The organism is Paraburkholderia sabiae (genome assembly GCF_030412785.1).
Classification (GTDB): Bacteria; Pseudomonadota; Gammaproteobacteria; order Burkholderiales; family Burkholderiaceae; genus Paraburkholderia; species Paraburkholderia sabiae.
Genome location: NZ_CP125295.1, coordinates 6,535,398 through 6,554,395 on the forward strand (window position 1 = coordinate 6,535,398; position 18,998 = coordinate 6,554,395).

Genomic DNA, 18,998 nt, shown 5'->3' on the forward strand with positions numbered 1-18,998 from the left:
AGCCCGGCCGAAACCCGCCGTCTGAACTGCAATCTGAACCGCATCTTGAATGTGTGACTGACGCAGTCGATCATCCGTCGGCGTCGGTCTTTTATCGCGGGTTCGACCATGAACTATCCCGCCGCGAATAGCCTGCGCCGCCAGTTGCTGCGCCGGCTCGCCGCTCCCCTTTCGCTGCTCGCGCTGATGAGCGGCCTCATCGCGTACTGGCTCGCGTGGCAATACACGCAGCACGTCGTCGACCGTTCGCTCGCCGATCTCGCTACCGCCATTTCGAAGCAGATCCAGATCGCCGGTCCCGAGGCGCCCATCACGGTCCCGCCGCTCGCGCAGGCGATGTTCTCCGATCCCGTCGAACAGCTGGTCTACCGCATCAGCAACGGCGAAACCGAAATCGCCGGCGATCCGAAGCTGCCGCTGCAAGGCACGAACGTGCGGCGCATGCATTACGCGTATGTGTTCGAGACGCAGCACGAAGGCACGGCAGTGCGCGTCGCGCAGGTTCGCGTCGATCAGCCGACGGGCAATCCCGTCGTCATCGAAGTCGGGCAGCCTGTACATCACCGCTTCCGCATCGCCGCCGAGTTCCTGATCGCGATCATGATGCCGCTGCTGCTGTTGCTGCTCGCCGGTTGGGTGATCGTGTGGCGCGTCGTAAACCAGCAATTGAATCCGCTGACCGATCTCGCCGATTCATTGAACCGGCAGACACACACGTCGCTGGAACCTGTCGACGAAACCTTCGTCCCCGTCGAAATCCGTCCGCTGACGGGCGCGTTGAACGGCCTGCTCGACCGTCTGAAGTCTGCCCTCGACGCGCAGCGAAAATTCATCGCCGACGCCGCGCATCAACTGCGCACGCCGCTCACCGCGATCAAGCTGCACGCGGAGCAGGCGGTCGTCGCCCGCGATCCGCAGCAGACGCTCGCGGCCGTCAAGGAACTGCGTGCGGCCGCCGATCGCGCGGTGCGTCTGTCGAATCAGCTGCTGTCGCTTGCGCGCGCCGAGCCAGGCGAACAGGCCGCGCGTTTTGTGAATCTCGATGTCGCGTCGCTCGCGTTCGATACGGGCGCCGAATGGGTGCCGCGTGCGCTCGCCGTGCACGTCGATCTCGGCTTCCAGCGGCTCGACGATCCATCGAACGATCATCCGTTGGTCGCGCGCGGCAATCCTGTGCTGCTGCGCGAAGTGATCGCGAATCTGCTGGATAACGCGCTGAAGTACGTGCCGCCGTCCCGCATCAATGGCGCACGTATCACGATGACGGTCGCGCAAGTGGTCGTGGATGGCGTCGCGATGGCGGAAGTCGCCGTCGAGGACAACGGCTCAGGCGTCCCGCCGAAACAGCAGCCCGAACTGTTCAAGCGCTTCTTCCGCGGTGACGGTCAGGGGCAAAGCGACAGCAGCGTGGACGGCGGTGCAGGTCTCGGCCTCGCAATCGTGCATGACATCATGGCGCTGCATCGCGGCAGCGTGCATTACGAAGATGCCGTCGAAGGCGGCGCACGCTTTATCGTGCGGTTGCCCGTCGCGACGGGCGCCGTGCTGCGCGAACCCGAACAGGCTCGCGAAACAAAAAAACCGGCGCATGCGCCGGTCGATCCCTGAAGTTCATCAATCGATGAGCGTGCTGCCACGTACATGGCAGCACGTCTGAATCACTTCTTCTTCTTCGATTTCTTCTCGTCTTTCTTGTCCGGCCGCGCAAGCATCGTGCCGCGGCACTTACGCGCGCCGCAGCGGCATTCGTATTCCTTCTTGAGCTTCTTCGTCTGCCGCGCGTCGATCACGAGCCCGTAGTCGTAGAACAGCTCTTCGCCGGCGTCGATATCGCGCAGCGCGTCGATATAGACATGGCCGTCGATCTCTTCCGCTTCACAGTTCGGCGCGCACGAGTGGTTGATCCAGCGCGCGCTGTTGCCCTTGATCTTGCCGTCGATCACGTCGCCGCTGTCGAGCGCGAAGTAGAACGTGTGATTCGGTTCGTCCGGATTATGAGGATGCCGACGCAGCGCTTCTTTCCACGAAATCCGTTCGCCCTTGTATTCGATCAGCCGCTCGCCGGCCGCGATCGGTTCGAGTGCAAACACGCCTTTGCCGTGCACGCCCGATTGACGCACAGCGATCCTGCGTGAACTCATTGAATCAATCCTTGTAGAACGGTGGATGAGCAAACTCTTGTTCGCCGATGCTTCCGCGTTTCGCGCCAGATCCGTGGATGCATGGCTTTTCTGACGCGGATAGCAAACGCGGCGCCTTGCTGGCGCCGCGTCGACATGTGACGCTTGCAACGTCACAACCGAAATCGTACACGGATGATGCAGTTTCGTTCAACCGTCAATGCTTGATTGACGTCGAAGGGACACTGCGCGTGAGTGGCAATCAGCGCTGACCGAACGAAATATCGCCGAATAGCGCCTTCTGCTCACGCGGTTGCGAGCGCCAGTATTGCGGCGGCGCCTCGACGGTTGCACCGAGCTTCGCGGCCGCGTGCCACGGCCAGCGCGGATCGTAGAGCATCGCGCGCGCCATCGCGACGAGATCGGCGTCGCCCTCTTCGATCAGCTGGTTCGCATGCTCCGGGTCCGTGATCAGACCGACGGCGACCGTCGTCAAACCCGTCGCTTCCCTGACCGCCTTCGCGAACGGCACCTGATAGCCGGGTTCAACGGGAATCTTCTGCAAAGGCGAAACGCCGCCCGACGATACATCGACCCAGTCGCAACCGCGCTTCTTCAGCTCCTTTGCAAACGCGATGGTGTCTTCGATCGTGATGCCGCCTTCGACCCAGTCGACCGCCGACACGCGCGCGCCAACTGGCTTATCTGCCGGAAATGCCGCGCGCACGATATCGAAGATTTCGAGCGGGAAACGCATGCGGTTTTCGAGCGAGCCGCCATATTCGTCCGTGCGCTGGTTCGCGAGCGGCGACAGGAACTGATGCAGCAGATAACCATGCGCAGCGTGCACTTCGAGCGCATCGATGCCGAGACGCGCGGCACGTCGCGCGGTCGCTGCGAACGCTTCGCGAATGCGGTTGAGACCGGCACTGTCGAGCGCGAGCGGCGCTTCTTCGCCTGCCTTGTGCGGCAGAGCGGACGGCGCGTGCGGTAACCAGCCGCCGTCGGCGACAGGAATCAGTTGTCCGCCTCTCCACGGTACTTCGCTCGATGCCTTGCGCCCCGCGTGCGACAACTGCATCGCAATGTGTACCTTCGAATACTTGCGGATCGCGGCGATCACGGGCTTCAGCGCTTCTTCCGTCACGTCGTCCCACAAGCCGAGATCGGCGGGTGTGATGCGGCCATCGGGTTCGACAGCCGTTGCCTCGATGCACAGCATGCCCGCGCCCGACAGCGCGAGATGGCCGAGGTGAATCATGTGCCATGCCGTCGCTTCGCCGCGTTCAGCGGAGTATTGGCACATCGGCGACACGACGATGCGGTTCGGCAGCGTCACGCTACGCAGCGTGAGCGGAGTGAAAAGTGCGCTCATGGTTGGGGAGATGCTCACGGGAACTCAAGAGCGATCGAGCATAGCACCGGGTCCGAATTGCTGCAGACGGCCTGGCGCGTTTGCAGGCGCGGATCTAGCTCGCGTTGACCGGTCCGTCGAGACGCTTCGTCCACGATTCGACTTCGCCGCTTTCCAGCCGCTTCGTTGCTGTTTTGCGCCACGACGGCGACAGCGTGTCGAGTTGCGCCATGCCTTCGAGCGCCTGCCGGTCGTCGCGATCTACATACAGCGCGCGCAGCAGCCGCTCGATGCTCCACTGCGCATGCGGACGTGCAAGCCGCTCGATCGTATCGCCCGCACCGATTTCGCCCGCTTCGAGCACGCGGTAGTACCAGCCCGTGCGGCGCGTGTTCTGCACGGCGCGCGACATGTCGGCGCGCGCGAATCGCAGGTTCAGTTTCCAGCACGGTTGCCGCGGCTGCGAAACCTGCACGATCGCTCCGCCGATCCGATAAACATCGCCGACGCACACATCCGCTTCCGTCAAACCCGAGGTGCTGATGTTTTCGCCGAAAGCGCCAGCCTGATCGAGCGTCGCGAGACGGGAGGTGCTGCCTTGCCATTCGTGTCGCCAGGTCGCGTAGTGATCGAATGGATAGTGATGCAGCGCTTTTTCCGGGCCGCCGTGTACCTTGAGTTCGGCCTGCTGATCACCTTCGAGTCCTGTCTCGCCGAGCCACACGCGGCCATCGACGGGCGACTTGGCAATCGCGCTCGTCTTGTTCGAGGCTTCATCGCCGAGCGGCGCGATCTTGCCGGTCAGCACGGTATCGACGGTAAAAACGCGGTGATCCACTGCACTCATTCAGGACGTTCAGGGTTGCGCGGCCACCTGATCGAGCCATTCGCCGAACATGCTGGTGGCGGCGGCTTCGAGCTTCGGGCCGTGTTTCGCGGTATCGGCGCGCAGTGTGCGGACGTCGATACCGTGACCGGCGATCTCGCCGGCATTGCCGATCAGCCAGGGCTCGAAACGGTCGGTGCGGATTTCAGGGTGGCATTGCAGGGCGAGCACATGCTTGCCCCACGCAAACGCCTGATTCTCACAGGCAGGCGTGGACGCGAGATGCACGGCGCCTTGCGGAAGATCGAATGTATCGCCGTGCCAATGAAGCATCGACGTGTGCGCCGCGTCCAGATGACGCAGCGGCGACTGCTTGCCGGCATCGGTGAGCGTGAGCGGTGTCCAGCCGATTTCGGTTTGGCCGGACGGATAGACCTTCGCGCCCAGCACGCGCGCAATCAACTGCGCGCCCAGACAGATGCCCAGCGTAGGCAGGCCGGCTGCAATGCGCTTTTCAATCATCGCGACGAGCGGCGCGATGGTGGGATAGCGATCGTCGTCGTACGCGCTGATCGGGCCGCCGAGAATCACCATCAGCGACGGCATCACGGGGTCGGGCGCTTCGATACGCGCAAAGCCGACGTCGAGATAACGCACGGGACGCCCGCGTTCGCCGAGCACCCGTTCGAGACTCCCCAGATCCTCGAAGTGCACGTGGCGTATGGCCAGAACTTCGTGAAGCATCGGCGAATCCCACCGTCAGGTTGACTGGACACGCCACAGGCGTGCTGGAAGACACGCCGTCTGCCGATGCGCAAGACGGCGCAAGTTCACCCGACGCCGCACGCGAATACCCGCGAGCGGCGGCCGGCTCAGCAGTTTAGCCGACTCAGGCTTGCTGCGCGAAGATCTTCCAGGTCTTTTTCTGCGTGGCGGCGTCGGCCGTTTCGTGCACCGAGCAATCCAGACGCAGATCGGTATCCGACATCGACAGATCGAGCAGCATGCAGCGATGCGGCGTCTTCTTCGGGTTCTTGCTCGGCTCGAAATGCGTACACGTCACGCACATGCGATGCGGCGGAATATGGCCTTGCACTTCGAGCTGACGCACGGTCTTCAGCAGCGTGCGATAGAAAATCGACTGCTCTTCGTCGCGCAGCGTGCCGACCGCCTTCGCGAGGAAATCCGGCCATTGCGCGGCGCGCTTCGCCGCCGTGCGGCCGCGTGCCGTCAGACGCACGGCGAGCGCGCGTCCGTCGTCGAGTGCACGGCGCTTTTCCACCAGGCCCTTGCTTTCCAGCGTGCTCACGGCATCGCTCGTGGTCGCGGCCGTCAGCGCGGTTTCGCGGGCAATTTCGCCGAGACGCATCGGCCCCTTGCGCTGCATCAGCAGCACGAGGATTTCGCCCTGGGTCGGCGTCAGGCCTGCGCCTTCCGCCCATTCCCATGCCTGGCTCCGCATGGCCGTGCTGAGTCGCAGCAGGCTGTGGGTCACCCGCCCGGTTGCCTGCTCTCCGTATACGCCTTCGCTCATAGTCTTTCGTTCGTTGTTGACAGCATGCCGTCGCCCGTCGACACCCGATATCCGATGCCCGCGCGCCGGCAGTCTGTGGGGGGAAGCTTCGCCGGATCACCCGGCTCGCCGAATCCTACTATCTCAAAAATTTCCTGTGATGCCGGCCTGTTCCGGTCGGTCACGCAGGCGTTGCACACGCTCCGTCTGTTGCGAGCCCTGTTGGTTCGGGCCACGCATGAACGTGATCCCTGGCAGGCCGCAACGATGAAAAACGTCATTCTATGCGAGAGCGGCGAATCGTACAGCTAAGTTATCCAATGCAATCTGTGGATAACCACGGGATAAGACAGGGGACGACTTGTGCGCCGATTCTTGATAACCCATGCGACTGCGCCAGTTCTGAGAATCGTTCTCCCAGGTTCCGGCTCGCGATGCACGGCCGATCCGCATGGTTATCGTTTACGCAGCCCCTTGAGTTTGCAGGAAATTATTCGGTTGTCCACAGGCAAACGCAATGCTTGTTAACTACTACTACGTTTGTATACGTAAACTTTGAGAAAAGCTTAAGGACGCGTTACCGGAATTCGAAAAAAAAAACCCGCCAGAAGCAGGTTTCTTCAAGCTTCGCTCATTCGCAAGGCAGTTGCTTGCGGGAGCAAAACAGCGAACTGCGTTGTCCGGATCATGCGCGCCACTGCAGGCACTGCTGACGAACCGCTTCGTGCAGCGACTTTTCCTGTTCGACCACGTTGCGCAGCCACGTTGCATCGTTCACCTGACCGCGCGCAATCGCGCCGATCTCTTCGAGCGCCTTGCCCGAGCCCAGCGCATCCGCATGAGGCGCAATGCGCTCGAGCGTTTGAATGATGTCTTCGGAGATCGTGCGACGCTCGCCCGTCTGCGGATCGATACAGGTGCCGGCAAGACCGAAGCGGCACGCCTCGAAGCGGTTGAAGGTGTAGACGAGGTAGTCGTCTTCCTTCGGCGTCAGCGGTTTGTCGAGCAGCAGATGACGCGCGAGCGTCTGGATGTAGCAAGCGATCGCGGCCGCGCGATCGACGGAAAGCGGTGTATCCATCACGCGCACTTCGATCGTGCCGAAACCGGGCTTCGGCCGGATGTCCCAGTAGAAGTCCTTCATGCTGTTGACGACGCCCGTATGCACCATCTTCGAAAAGTATTCTTCGAAGCTGTCCCACGTGAGGACGAACGGCGCGCGGCCCGACAACGGAAACGCGAACACGGAATTCAGGCGTGCCGAGTGAAAGCCGGTATCGACGCCCTGCACGAACGGCGACGACGCCGACAACGCGATGAAGTGCGGAATGAAGCGCGACATCGAATGCAGCAGGAACAACGCGCTGTCGGCATCCGGACAGCCGATGTGCACGTGCTGGCCGAACACCGTGAACTGTTTCGCAAGGTATCCGTAGAGTTCCGAAAGGTACTGAAAGCGCGGCGTGTCGACGATCTGCCGCTCGCTCCATTGCTGGAAAGCGTGCGTGCCGCCGCCGCACAGCCCGACGTTCAGGCGGTCGGCTGCGGCGACGAGCACATCGCGAATCCTGCGCAGATCCGCGACGGCCTGTTCGTGCGTCGTGCAGATGCCCGTCGACAGCTCGATCATGCTTTCCGTGATTTCCGGCGTGATGTTGCCCGGAATCTTTTCGTCCTTGATGAGCCGGAGCAGGTCGGTCCCCGCTTTGGTCAGATCATAGTCATGGGTATTGACGATCTGCATCTCGAGTTCGACACCGAAGGTGAACGGTTTCGAATCGATGAAGGCTTCGAGTGACATGGCGTTTCCTGATTCATGTCGGCGCAGGCGCGCCCGTTGCTGACGGCGCCCGGCCGGAGTGACTGTCGAATGCTGCAGCTAGACGCGCGAGCTGCGGGTAAAACGTGTGGTGTCGCGCGGACTGGCGCGTCACTCGCGGCGCTCGCCCACGAGCGCAAGCGAGCGGTACACGAGCCACGGTCCGACGAGTTGCAACACGACGATCGAACACATCGTGACGGCGCGCAGCGTCGGGTCGAAATTCGGATAGAGCTGGTACGTGTCGTCGACGAGCAGATAGGCGAGCGCCGACATCGGCGACAGCGACAGACCGAGCGCCACGCCCTGCTTCATGTTCAAGCCGCTCGGTTTGGCGAACGCCAGCACACCGACAAGCTTCGCGATCAGCCGCGCGACGATCAGCCCCAATGCAGCGAGACCGCCTATCGCGATGTCGCGCCACTCGAAGGTCGTCAGCGTGAGCACGAACAGAATCACCGTCAGCAGCCAGCCTGCCGTGCCGAAATGCGCCGGCCACAACTGCGGACGCGCTTCCAGATTCTTCACGATGATGCCGGCCGCGAGCAGACTCAGAATGGTCGACAGCTTGAAGATATGCGCCAGCGCAATCGCCAGCAGCACGAGGCCGAACAGCGCGACAAACGAGTGTTCGTCCTGCAGATTCACACGCTTGTAAAAGAACGTGATGGTGCGCGCGAGCAGATACGCGAGGATCAGCGAACCGATCAGCAGATAAAGCGGCTGGAGAATCGTCGCGAGCAGATTGCCGTACGCCTCCTGATGCAGCCAGCCGGACGCGAGCTTTTCGATGATCACCGCGTACATGCTGTTGAGCGCCGTGAGCGTCATCAGGCGCTGCGTGACCTGCCCTTCCGCGCGCAGTTCCGTTTTCAGCTGGATCACCATCGCGGGCGACGTCGCCATCGCGATCGACGCGAGCACGAGCGCCGTCACCGTCGATACGTTCAGGAACAGCAGCACCAGCAGCACGAGCACGAACGTCAGCGTCGATTCAGCGACGCTCGACACGATCAGCCACGTATTGCGGCGAATCCACCGCAGATCCAGCCGGCTTCCCAGCTCGAACAGCAACAGCCCGAGCGCGACATCGAGCAGCGGACGCGCGGTCGCAGCCGAATCCGCGTCGATCACGCCCGAACCCGCCGCGCCGGCGATCAGGCCGATCACTGCATAGCCGGAAATGCGCGGCAAATGCCACGCGCGATAGCACAGCTCGCCGACGAGACCTGCGGCGAGCAGTGCGAGGCCTGCCCAGAAAATGGCATCGGGCGTGAGCGGCCAGCCTGGAAAAAATGAAAACGCCGACTTCATCGTGGTGGCTTCTCCTTTGCAGCAACGGCAGGCAACGCGAACGGGCAGACGCCGCCAGCACGCAAGCCGTGGGCCGCATCCATTGCCGCGATCGGTTCGCGTTCGCCGGCGTTGCGAGTTGTCAACGATCGGATGAAAACTGAAACGACTACACCGATGCCGCATGACTACAGGCGGCACGACGTGAGTGAAAAGAGCGCCGTCGACTTTTGAATCAGATTCTTGGGGTCCGGCAACCGTTCCATTGGCGCGTCGGTTGCGGGGGCAAAACACGACGCGGAAGAACGGCGATTGTGCCATAGCTTCTTTGCACTTGACGGAAAAGCGTCGAACAAGCGCTCAAAGCGGTAAAACGTACGCTAACTCGATGACAACAGGAAAAAGCGACCGGAAATAGCGCGCATTTCGGCGGAAAACGGCTTGTTCCTGGCGCTGTTGTACGGCTGGATCCGCCTTCGGACGCTGGATGGGCGGGGGTGCTTGCGTTTGAGTGTCGCCGAGGCCGGGCGTTCCGGTTTTCGGCCGAGTATGAACAGAACGGTTCGCCCGGGAAGTGCGGTTCTGTACATGCAAGATCCAAAGATGTTGCCGCCAGCCGACCACGGGCTTCTCAACAATAGGTTTACCTGTATGTATACGTAGTAGAAGTTAACAAAGGCACTGCTTTTCTGTGGATAACCAAGGTTTACCGAAACGAATCAGCGCTTTGCCGAACGCATAACCGGATGCGTTTGATGTGTGCGCCCGTCGGTGTTCTTCGGATAACTTTTGGGGCTGCGTTAACGTCTGCCGAGTTACCCCGTTTACGTCCACATCGATTCCACACGAGTTTCGCCCGCAATTTCCCCGGTTATCCACAGCACGCCGTGGATAACTTTTCCACAGGCGTCAGGTCAGGTCGCCGTGCCTTGGCGCAGCGCGCGCAACAGAAAACGCGCGGGATCGAGTGCTTCGGAAAGATCGCGTTCGATGGGCCACGGCTCGCCTTCGATTTGCGAAGCGATCAGTTCCGCGCCGAGCGACGCCCACACCAGTCCGCGTGATCCGAACGCGAACGCGCCATACAGCCCATCCGCGCGTGGCAGATCGAGCGGCCTGGCGCCGCGCAACTTGTCGGCGTCCTGGATTGCGGCGGCTTCGTCGGCGAATGCGCCGATCATTGGCAGACGATCACTCGTCACGCAGCGAAACGCGACGCGCCCTGTCAGCGAAGCGCCCGCATGGGCGCCAATCGAATCGGGCATATCGGGCAGCATCTGAGCCACGCGCTCGATGTTTTCGATGTGCGCATCCTCGCGCAAGCGGGTCTCGGGATCGTCGATGTCGTAGGTTGCGCCCGTCAGCGTGAAACCGTCGGGCAAAGGTACGGCGTAGCCTTCGCCGATCACGGGAAGGCGAAGCGTGTTGGCGGGATCGGTGGGAAGCAGCGTCAATTGCCCGCGCACGCTGCGTGTCGTCGCATGACGCAAGCCCGCGATGCGCGCCGCTTCATGCGCGTTCGCAAAGATGACGACCGGCGCGCTCGCGACGGCGACGCCGTCTTCATCGAACACAATCCATTGATTCTCGAAGCGTTCGACTCGCGCCACGGCGACGTTGAAGCGCCGTTCGAGCAAACCGCCCGCCGCTTCGCACTGCGCCGCGCACAACGACGCGGGATCGATCCAGCCGCCATGCGGGAACAACCAGCCGCCGCGTGCGACGCGCATGCCGGCAATCCGCTGTGCATCGTCGCGGGAAACGGGCGTCACATAGTCTTGTGGATAGGCAAACGATGCGAACGTCTGCGCCATCGCCGACGCTTCGTCGTCATCGGCGGCGATTTGCAGCAGGCCTTCCGGACCACGCGATGGATGAAGCCCACGTCGTTCGAGTGCTGACCATTGCCGCAGCGCATACAGAAAGCCCGCGCGCGTGATGCGCGAGCCGACGCTGTCGTCGCGCGACATCATCGGGTGAAACACGCCTGCCGGATTGCCCGACGCATCGCGCGCGACGCCCGCATGCCGTTCGAGCGACGTGACACGCCAGCCGCGCGCCGTCAGCCGTTCGATGGCTGCGCAACCCGCGAGTCCTGTGCCGATCACGACGGCATGCCGTTCCTCGACAGCAAGCGGAAGCGGCGGCTCATGACGCCGCACACGATAGCGCGGCGCAAAGCGCCCGACGAGCATCGCGCGTTTCCATCCGAAACCATCCACTTTCTTGTATTCGAATCCCGCTTGCAGCAGGCTGCGTTTCACATCGCCCGAACTCGTGTAGGTGGAGAACGTGGCGTCGTCGCCGGCGAGCCGCGCGAGCGACTTGAAGATTGCGGGCGTCCACAACTCGGGATTCTTCGCGGGCGAGAAGCCGTCGAGATAGAACGCGTCGGCGCGCAACCAGAGTGTGGACAGCGCTTGAACCGCGTCGCCGAACGCGAGCGTGAGGATCACGCGGCCTTCTTCGAACTCGAGCCGGTGCGTGCCGGGCACGAGCATGGGCCATGCGTCGGCGAGCTGTCGCGCGAGCGGTGCGATCGATGCGTCCGCAACGGCCGCCGCGCTTGCCGCGATCAGATCCTCGCGTGAAAACGGATGCTTTTCGATGGAGACGAAGTGCAGACGCTCGCACCGATCGGGATCCGCGCGCCATGCCGCCCACGTCACGAGGAAGCTGATACCCATGCCGAAGCCCGTCTCCAGCACGGTGAAGAGGCGCCGCTGCTGCCAGCGCGACGGCAGATCATTGCCTTTCAGGAAGACGTATTCCGCCTGCGCGAGCGCGCCGACGGCACTGTGATAGATGTCGTCATGGAGCGGCGAATAAGGCGTGCCGTTGTCGCGAAACGCAAGGACGGCGGGGACGAGCGGGTCGGTCATGCGCGATGAAATGCTATGCGAGGAAGAGGTTCGGGCGACCGCAAAGGGCACTTTGAACGCATCGTTGCGCCGCGCCGATGACATGTCGACTGCCGTCACAGCCTGTCCAGACGGGGTTCAGAGCCCGTTCGACAGGTGCCGAACGTTGGCAAAAACCAACGCTGGCGGGGCTTTGAGCCACGCGGATCGCATCTATTCGATGCCCGACATGGCAAAAATGCTGTTTTCCATGCTGTATCAGGCGTTGCAGCGTGTAATTCTTCGAAACCCTTATCCAGATTGGGTTTGCGCTGCGCTATCATAGCAAGCGCCGCGAGGGAAGCGGCAGCACGGTGCTCTGCGCCGCGCCTGGCGCGCTGCGGGAGTCGGGGGTATTCCCGAGCCGTCGCTGCTCGACGGCGCGGCGCGCGCACGTATAATCGGCGCGTTCGCGCTGTTCGTGTCAACCTAAACCAGAAAGGAACCTTAATGAACAAACAGGAACTGATCGACGCCGTCGCAGGTCAGACGGGCGCCAGCAAGGCTCAAACCGGCGAAACGCTGGACACGCTGCTTGAAGTTATCAAGAAGGCTGTGGCGAAGGGTGATGCAGTCCAGTTGATCGGCTTCGGCAGCTTCGGTTCGGGCAAGCGCGCAGCACGTACGGGCCGCAACCCGAAGACGGGCGAAACCATCAAGATTCCGGCCGCAAAGACCGTCAAGTTCACGGCTGGCAAGGCGTTCAAGGACGCAGTCAACAAGCGCTAAGCATCAGCAGCTTGAGTTGTTGACACCCGCCATCGGCGGGTTTTTTTTCGTCTGCGTTTTTTACGACGGGTGTCGGGTCAGGCGTTCATCACGCTCATTCATCACGCTCAATGATGGTGATGATGATGGCCGTCATCGTCGTGATCGTGATGATGATGATCGTGGCCATGGTCGTGGTCATGATCGTCGTCTTCGAGATCCCACGCGGGGAACGGATCGGCGAGTGCTAGCCAGCCTTCTGCACCCAACGCGTATTCGGCATCGGTCAACAGACACGCATCGAACTTCGCGCGCCATTGCGCCGGATCGATATCCACGCCGATCAGCACCAGCTCCTGACGACGGTCGCCGATCGTGAAGTCGTCGGCATCGCCATACCAGTCGGCTGCGATCTCTTCGAGCAGTTCGTCATCGCCCTCGGGCCATTCGCTGCGATCCTGCGCGGCCCACCAGGTGCCTGCAGGCGCGGGCCGGCAAGCACCGCCCGCTTGCGACAGCGAGCCGCCGATCTCATTGCGCGTCGCGAGCCAGAAGAAACCTTTGCCGCGCAACACGCCCTTCCACTCTTCATGCAGCAGCGCCCAAAGACGCTCGGGATGGAACGGCCGACGCGCGCGATACACGACATGCCCGACGCCTTGCCCACCGCTCTTTTCTTCGTGGCTCGACGGATCGTGCAGCAACGCAAGCCAGCCCGCCGCGTTCGACGTCACGTCGTAATCGAAGCGCGCCGTGCCGAGCACTTCCTCGACGGGCGCATTGCCGTAGCTGCTCACGATCTGCGCGGCGCGCGGATTGAGCGCCACGAGCACGGCTTGCAGATGCGCGAGATCGTCGGCGGAAATGAGGTCCGCCTTGTTGATCACGAACACGTCGCTGAACTCGACCTGTTCGATCAGCACTTCGACGATCGTGCGATCGTCGTCTTCGTAAGCGGCAATGCCGCGCTCGGACAGCGCATCCGTCGATGCATAGTCGCGCAGAAAAGCGGCTGCATCGAGCACCGTCACAGCCGTGTCGACACGCACGAGCGTCGCCAGCGATTCGTCTTCGAGAATCGATTCGACGAGATTGAGCGGCTCATCCGTCGCGGCCGATTCGACGACGATCGCGTCGAAGCGATGTTCCGCAGCGAGTGCGGCCAACTGTTCGAGCACGTCCTCATCGGCCTGGACGCAGGCACAACCATTCGGCAGATCGACGCGCAGCGCGGCAGACGACGCGGGCGCCGCGTTGTCGATGTCGAGGCGCACGGCCGCAAGATCGGTGACGAGCGCCGCGACGCGCGGGCCATTGCGGTTCGACAGAATCTGTTCGACGAGCGCGGTCTTGCCGGCGCCCACAAAACCGGAGATCACGGTGACGGGCAAAAGCGGCTGGTTCATCGCGGTACGGGAAAGCTAGAAGGTGAATGACGCATGCGCCGTCGATCGTTCGCACGGACGATCGACGACAGCAGCACGAAGCCGCATTGTGCATCAACTGGAATGAGGGGATGGCGCTTCTGAACGAAGTTGCCCAACTATCGGGCAGGCTGATGGACAGGCATCAGATTCCACTTGCGGAGAATCGCCACGATCTGCCGCGCGTATTCGTCGCGCAGCGTGGGCGTTTCCGAATGGTATGCACCGACAGCCGCCCACGTGTTGCCGTACTTGTTCATCTTCTGCCGAAGATGCCACGCGGCGATGTACACGTTCTTGCACGGCTCCATCAGCGTGCCCTGCGAGATGCCGTATTGCGCGAGCACGGGCAGATGAACGGAATTGATCTGCATGACGCCGTAATCGGTCGAACCGTTGGCGTTCTTGTGGACAGCGGCGGGACGGTTGTGCGATTCCTGCCAGGCGATGGCGCGAAGGATCAGCGGATTGACTTTCTGATAGCTGGCCGCTTCATCGAAACAGTCGGCGCGTGCGGAACCGGCGCCCAAGAGCGCTGCGAATCCAACGGCGGCAGTGATGGCGGTCAGCTTCATCGGTCAAGATGACGAACTATGTTCGATTCCTAATTAACGGAACGGTAAAGACGACACGAAACCCTTATGGGACGGGGCTGTACTCGGGAAAACCCGCTTCTTTGGGGTTACTCGAACTGTCGATCCGCCCGTATGATACCGGCAGTAGAAGGCGCCTCAAAGTTGGCCAACCGACATAAGCCAGTAACTTGCGGCCAAAGGCAGCGGCCGAATAGTTACCGGACCAAGGCGCAAAACTTTCAACGACGTAACATTTTGCGCAATCGGATGGACCCCAGAGCGCAATCGGTAGAGGAATCTCACGAGACCCAGCCGTTTTGTGACATTTCCGACACGAAAAGCTGTTACTGTTCGTTGTTTTCGGTTACAGGGAGGCAAGGCATATCCTTGGCACTGGCTGCCATGGGAGCCTTTGTTCAAACCGAGGATGCCGGGGTGTCGGCCGGTCGTCCACTGTGCATGACCGTCGGCGGATCACAACGTCGGCTTCGAATTCATATCCATGAGAAGAAATCGTATGGCATTGCGTCGCGTCGCGATGGCGTTGCTGGTCGCTGGAACGATCACCTCGCAACTCGCGCACGCACAGGTGACGCTCAACTTCGTCAACGCGGACATCGATCAGGTGGCGCGCGCGATTGGCGCGGCGACGGGAAAAACGATCATCGTCGACCCGCGTGTGAAAGGACAACTGAACCTGGTTTCCGAAAACCCGGTTCCTGAAGATCAGGCGCTGAAGACCTTGCAATCCGCGTTGCGGATGCAGGGCTTTTCGCTCGTGCAGGATCATGGCGTGCTGAAGGTCGTGCCCGAAGCGGACGCGAAGCTGCAGGGCGTGCCCACCTACGTCGGCAACGCGCCTGCGGCGCGCGGCGATCAGGTGATCACGCAGGTGTTCCAGCTGAAGAATGAATCGGCGAACAACCTGCTGCCCGTGCTGCGTCCGCTGATCTCGCCGAACAATACGGTGGCGGCCTACCCGTCGAACAATACGATCGTCGTTACCGATTACGCGGATAACGTTCGCCGCATCGCGCAGATCATCCAGGGTGTCGATACGGCGGCAGGCCAGCAGGTGCAGGTCGTGCCGCTGAAGAACGCGAACGCGATCGACGTCGCGACGCAGATGTCGAAGATGCTCGACCCCGGCACGATCGGCAACACGGATGCAACGCTGAAGGTTTCCGTGCAGGCCGATCCGCGCACCAATTCGCTGCTGCTGCGCGCGTCGAACGCCGGGCGTCTCGCGGCGGCGAAATCGCTCGCCAGGCAACTCGATGCCGCGACCGGTCAGCCGGGCAACATGCACGTCGTGTCGCTGCGCAATGCCGACGCCGTGCGTCTTGCGAAGACGTTGCGCGGCATGCTCGGCAAGGGCGGCGGCGGCAACGAATCGGGTTCGTCGTCAGGCGGCAACAACGCGGCGAACTCGTTCAACCAGAACAACTCGCCGTCGTCGACGGGTGGCTCGGGCAACCCGCCGCTGCCATCGGGGTCGATGGGCGGTCAGTCGTCGGGTGGGCTGGGTAACAATCCGCTGGGTGCAGGCGGCGGTGGTTACGGCGGCCAGGGCAACAACAACAATTCGGATTTCCTCGGCGAGAAGGAAGGCAGCAACAACGAAGACAATCAGCCAGGCGGCATGATCCAGGCCGATGCGGCGACGAACTCGCTGATCATCACCGCGGCCGATCCCGTCTACCGAAACCTGCGCGCCGTGGTCGACCAGCTCGACATCCGCCGTCCGCAGGTCTACATCGAAGCGCTGATCGTCGAGCTGAACTCGAATACGAACGCCAACCTGGGTATCCAGTGGCAGATCGGCAGCGGCAACCTGCTCGCGGGCACCAACCTTGCCACGGGCAGCGGCAACAGCATCATCAACCTGACGGCGGCAGCGGCAGCCAACGCCGCCACGGGCGGACTGGCAACCGGGCTCGCGGCGTCGAATCTGCAGCAGGGCTTGAACGTCGGCTGGGTGCACAACCTGTTCGGTGTGCAGGGGCTCGGCGCGTTGCTGCAGGCGCTGTCGCAGACGGCCGACGCCAACGTGCTGTCCACGCCTAATCTGATCACGCTCGACAATCAGGAAGCGAAGATCGTCGTCGGTACGAACGTGCCGATCCAGACGGGCTCGTATTCGAACCTGACGAGCAGCACGGCGACCACGGCGTTCAATACCTTCGACCGTATCGACGTCGGCCTGACGCTGCATATCAAGCCGCAAATCACCGATGGCGGCATCCTGAAACTGCAGCTGTACACCGAAGATTCGGCGATCGTGGCCGGCACGACCAACGTGACGACCAATCCGGCCGGCCCCGAATTCACGAAGCGCTCGATCCAGTCGACCGTGCTGGCCGACAACGGCGAAATCATCGTGCTGGGCGGCCTGATGCAGGACAACTATCAGGTCACCAACAGCAAGGTGCCGCTGCTCGGCGACATTCCGTGGATCGGCCAGCTGTTCCGCTCGGAGAACAAGATTCGCGCGAAAACGAATCTGCTGGTGTTCCTGCGTCCCGTGATCATCGCTGACCGCGCAACGGCGCAGGCGGTGACGGCGAACCGTTACGACTATATTCAGGGTGTGACGGGCGCGTACAAGTCCGACAACAACCTGATCAAGGACAAGGACGACCCCGTCGTGCCGCCGATGCCGGTCGGCCCCAATGAGGGCGGATCGACGCTGAACCTGTTCGACCTGGACAAGATGCGGCGTGAGCAGATAATGGGCGTGCCGCAACCGGCGCCCGCCAACGTGCCGCCAGGCACGAACGGCGCGACGTATGGAACCCCGACGGGCACGCCGACCACGACCCCGAACGGAACCAGTACAGGCACGCCAGGTGCTGCGCCACAAGGCACGACAGCATCGCCAGGAGCCACGCAGTGAGCACCACGCCGCTTTCCGGTCCACACGCATCGGCCTCGCCCGAAGGCGTGCGCGACGCGCCGGAAACACCCGCTCAAACCGGGCGCGACGCCCCGCCCGAAGCAGGCGGAGGACGCGATGCGCCCTCTGCGCTCGCCGCGCGGCTCGTGCCGTACGGCTTCGCGAAGAGCGGGCAGATTCTCGTCGCGCATCAGCACGCCGATTCGATCGAAGTGTGGATCAGCGAGCGCACCAGCCAGGCCGCGCTCGCCGAAGTCGCGCGCAATTTCGGCGCGATTTCCGTGGTGAGGATGGCGGCGGACGAACTCGCGCAAGCGATCAACCATGCGTACGCGCGCCAGGACGGCAGCGCCGCGCAGGTGGTCGGCGAAGTGGAAGGCGAAGTCGATCTCTCGCGTCTGATGCAGGACATTCCCGAAGTGGAAGACCTGCTGGAATCCGAAGACGACGCACCGATCATCCGCATGATCAACGCGCTGCTCACGCAGGCCGCGCGCGAACAGGCATCGGATATTCACATCGAGCCGTTCGAAAATGCGTCGGTGGTGCGCTTTCGCGTCGACGGCACGCTGCGCGATGTCGTGCGTCCGAAGAAGGCGCTGCACGGCGCGCTGATTTCGCGGATCAAGATCATGGCGCAGCTCGACATCGCCGAGAAGCGTCTGCCGCAGGATGGCCGTATCACGTTGCGCGTCGGCGGAAGACCGGTCGACGTGCGTGTGTCCACGCTGCCGACGGGCCACGGCGAACGCGCCGTGCTGCGTCTGCTGGAAAAAGACGCGCAGCGTCTGAATCTCGAAGCGCTCGGCATGGCATCCGACACGCTCGGGCAATTCGACAAGCTGATCTCGCGTCCGCACGGCATCGTGCTCGTGACGGGTCCGACGGGTTCGGGCAAGACGACCACGCTCTATGCGTCGATGTCGCGCCTCGAAACGGCGACGACCAACATCATGACCGTCGAAGACCCGATCGAATACGATCTGTCCGGCATCGGCCAGACACAGGTCAACGAGCGGATCGGCATGACGTTCGCCCGCGCGCTGCGTTCCATTCTGCGTCAGGATCCCGACATCATCATGATCGGTGAAATCCGCGATCTGGAAACGGCGCAGATTGCCGTGCAGGCATCGCTGACGGGTCACCTCGTGCTCGCCACGCTGCACACCAACGACGCCGCGTCCGCCGTCACGCGTCTCACCGACATGGGCGTCGAACCGTATCTGCTCGCGTCGTCGCTGCTCGGCGTGCTTGCGCAGCGTCTCGTGCGACGGCTGTGCCCTGTGTGCAAGGAAGCGCGCGAAGAAGAAGGCGGCCGCAAGGTGTGGCATCCCGTGGGTTGCGACAAGTGCGGGCACTCGGGTTATGCCGGCCGGCGCGGCGTGTACGAACTGCTGAACGTCGACGAGTCGATTCGCTCGCTGATCCACCGCAATGCCGCCGATGCCGAAATCGCCGAAGCCGGCCGTCACCAGGGCATGCGTACGTTGCGCGAGGACGGCGAACGATGGCTCGCGTCGGGCATGACGTCGCTCGAAGAAGTGATACGCGTGACAGGCGGGGTCTGAGC

The 18,998-nt window shown here is 62.5% G+C and carries 15 protein-coding genes; 5 read left to right on the forward strand and 10 right to left on the reverse strand.

All coding sequences use genetic code 11. The features are described 5' to 3' along the window. Positions 1-108: 108 nt before the first annotated feature. Complete coding sequence (locus QEN71_RS29445) at positions 109-1,608, forward strand: sensor histidine kinase (protein WP_201648806.1); 1,500 nt, start codon at positions 109-111, stop codon at positions 1,606-1,608. A gap of 50 nt (positions 1,609-1,658) precedes the next feature. Here QEN71_RS29445 and QEN71_RS29450 read toward each other — a convergent pair whose 3' ends face one another. The 8 genes from QEN71_RS29450 to mnmC all read right to left on the reverse strand — a co-directional run bounded on the left by QEN71_RS29450 (position 1,659) and on the right by mnmC (position 11,807). Further along, positions 1,659-2,141: an SET domain-containing protein gene (locus tag QEN71_RS29450; protein WP_028363969.1), complete on the reverse strand. Its 483-nt coding sequence runs from the start codon at positions 2,139-2,141 to the stop codon at positions 1,659-1,661. A 241-nt stretch (positions 2,142-2,382) separates the two neighbouring features. Next, a complete protein-coding gene (locus QEN71_RS29455) occupies positions 2,383-3,495 on the reverse strand; it encodes an NADH:flavin oxidoreductase/NADH oxidase (protein ID WP_201648805.1) in 1,113 nt (370 codons plus the stop codon). Positions 3,496-3,589: 94 nt separating this feature from the next. Then, the gene (locus QEN71_RS29460; RefSeq protein WP_201648804.1) at positions 3,590-4,321 is read right to left on the reverse strand and encodes an MOSC domain-containing protein; all 732 of its coding nucleotides are present in this window, start codon (positions 4,319-4,321) and stop codon (positions 3,590-3,592) included. A gap of 9 nt (positions 4,322-4,330) precedes the next feature. Continuing rightward, the gene (locus QEN71_RS29465; protein ID WP_201648803.1) at positions 4,331-5,044 is read right to left on the reverse strand and encodes a glutamine amidotransferase; all 714 of its coding nucleotides are present in this window, start codon (positions 5,042-5,044) and stop codon (positions 4,331-4,333) included. 145 nt (positions 5,045-5,189) lie between these two features. Next, on the reverse strand, positions 5,190-5,834 hold the full coding sequence (locus tag QEN71_RS29470; RefSeq protein ID WP_028363966.1) for a MarR family winged helix-turn-helix transcriptional regulator: 645 nt from the start codon (positions 5,832-5,834) through the stop codon (positions 5,190-5,192). A gap of 664 nt (positions 5,835-6,498) precedes the next feature. Next, positions 6,499-7,614 carry a YbdK family carboxylate-amine ligase gene (locus QEN71_RS29475; protein WP_201648802.1) on the reverse strand — a complete coding sequence of 372 codons (1,116 nt, stop codon included), beginning with the start codon at positions 7,612-7,614 and terminating at the stop codon, positions 6,499-6,501. A 129-nt stretch (positions 7,615-7,743) separates the two neighbouring features. Next, positions 7,744-8,946 carry a cation:proton antiporter gene (locus tag QEN71_RS29480; protein ID WP_201648801.1) on the reverse strand — a complete coding sequence of 401 codons (1,203 nt, stop codon included), beginning with the start codon at positions 8,944-8,946 and terminating at the stop codon, positions 7,744-7,746. Positions 8,947-9,839: 893 nt separating this feature from the next. Then, a complete protein-coding gene (mnmC, locus tag QEN71_RS29485) occupies positions 9,840-11,807 on the reverse strand; it encodes a bifunctional tRNA (5-methylaminomethyl-2-thiouridine)(34)-methyltransferase MnmD/FAD-dependent 5-carboxymethylaminomethyl-2-thiouridine(34) oxidoreductase MnmC (protein WP_201648800.1) in 1,968 nt (655 codons plus the stop codon). Between mnmC and QEN71_RS29490 the strand changes: the two genes are divergently transcribed. Both QEN71_RS29490 and QEN71_RS29495 read left to right on the forward strand, forming a co-directional pair. Continuing rightward, positions 11,806-12,111 carry a hypothetical protein gene (locus QEN71_RS29490; protein WP_201648799.1) on the forward strand — a complete coding sequence of 102 codons (306 nt, stop codon included), beginning with the start codon at positions 11,806-11,808 and terminating at the stop codon, positions 12,109-12,111. The genes mnmC and QEN71_RS29490 overlap by 2 nt on opposite strands. A gap of 164 nt (positions 12,112-12,275) precedes the next feature. Then, a complete protein-coding gene (locus tag QEN71_RS29495; protein ID WP_007581741.1) occupies positions 12,276-12,554 on the forward strand; it encodes an HU family DNA-binding protein in 279 nt (92 codons plus the stop codon). Between the two features lie 107 nt (positions 12,555-12,661). Here QEN71_RS29495 and QEN71_RS29500 read toward each other — a convergent pair whose 3' ends face one another. Continuing rightward, positions 12,662-13,939: a GTP-binding protein gene (locus QEN71_RS29500; RefSeq protein ID WP_201648798.1), complete on the reverse strand. Its 1,278-nt coding sequence runs from the start codon at positions 13,937-13,939 to the stop codon at positions 12,662-12,664. Between the two features lie 137 nt (positions 13,940-14,076). After that, on the reverse strand, positions 14,077-14,532 hold the full coding sequence (locus QEN71_RS29505; RefSeq protein ID WP_201648797.1) for a lytic transglycosylase domain-containing protein: 456 nt from the start codon (positions 14,530-14,532) through the stop codon (positions 14,077-14,079). Positions 14,533-15,049: 517 nt separating this feature from the next. Here QEN71_RS29505 and gspD point away from each other — a divergent pair. Together gspD and gspE are read left to right on the forward strand one after the other, a co-directional pair. Beyond that, positions 15,050-17,428 carry a type II secretion system secretin GspD gene (gspD, locus tag QEN71_RS29510; RefSeq protein WP_233471712.1) on the forward strand — a complete coding sequence of 793 codons (2,379 nt, stop codon included), beginning with the start codon at positions 15,050-15,052 and terminating at the stop codon, positions 17,426-17,428. Further along, on the forward strand, positions 17,425-18,996 hold the full coding sequence (gspE, locus tag QEN71_RS29515; RefSeq protein WP_201648796.1) for a type II secretion system ATPase GspE: 1,572 nt from the start codon (positions 17,425-17,427) through the stop codon (positions 18,994-18,996). Before gspD ends, gspE begins: the two co-directional genes overlap by 4 nt. The last annotated feature ends 2 nt before the right edge of the window (positions 18,997-18,998 follow it).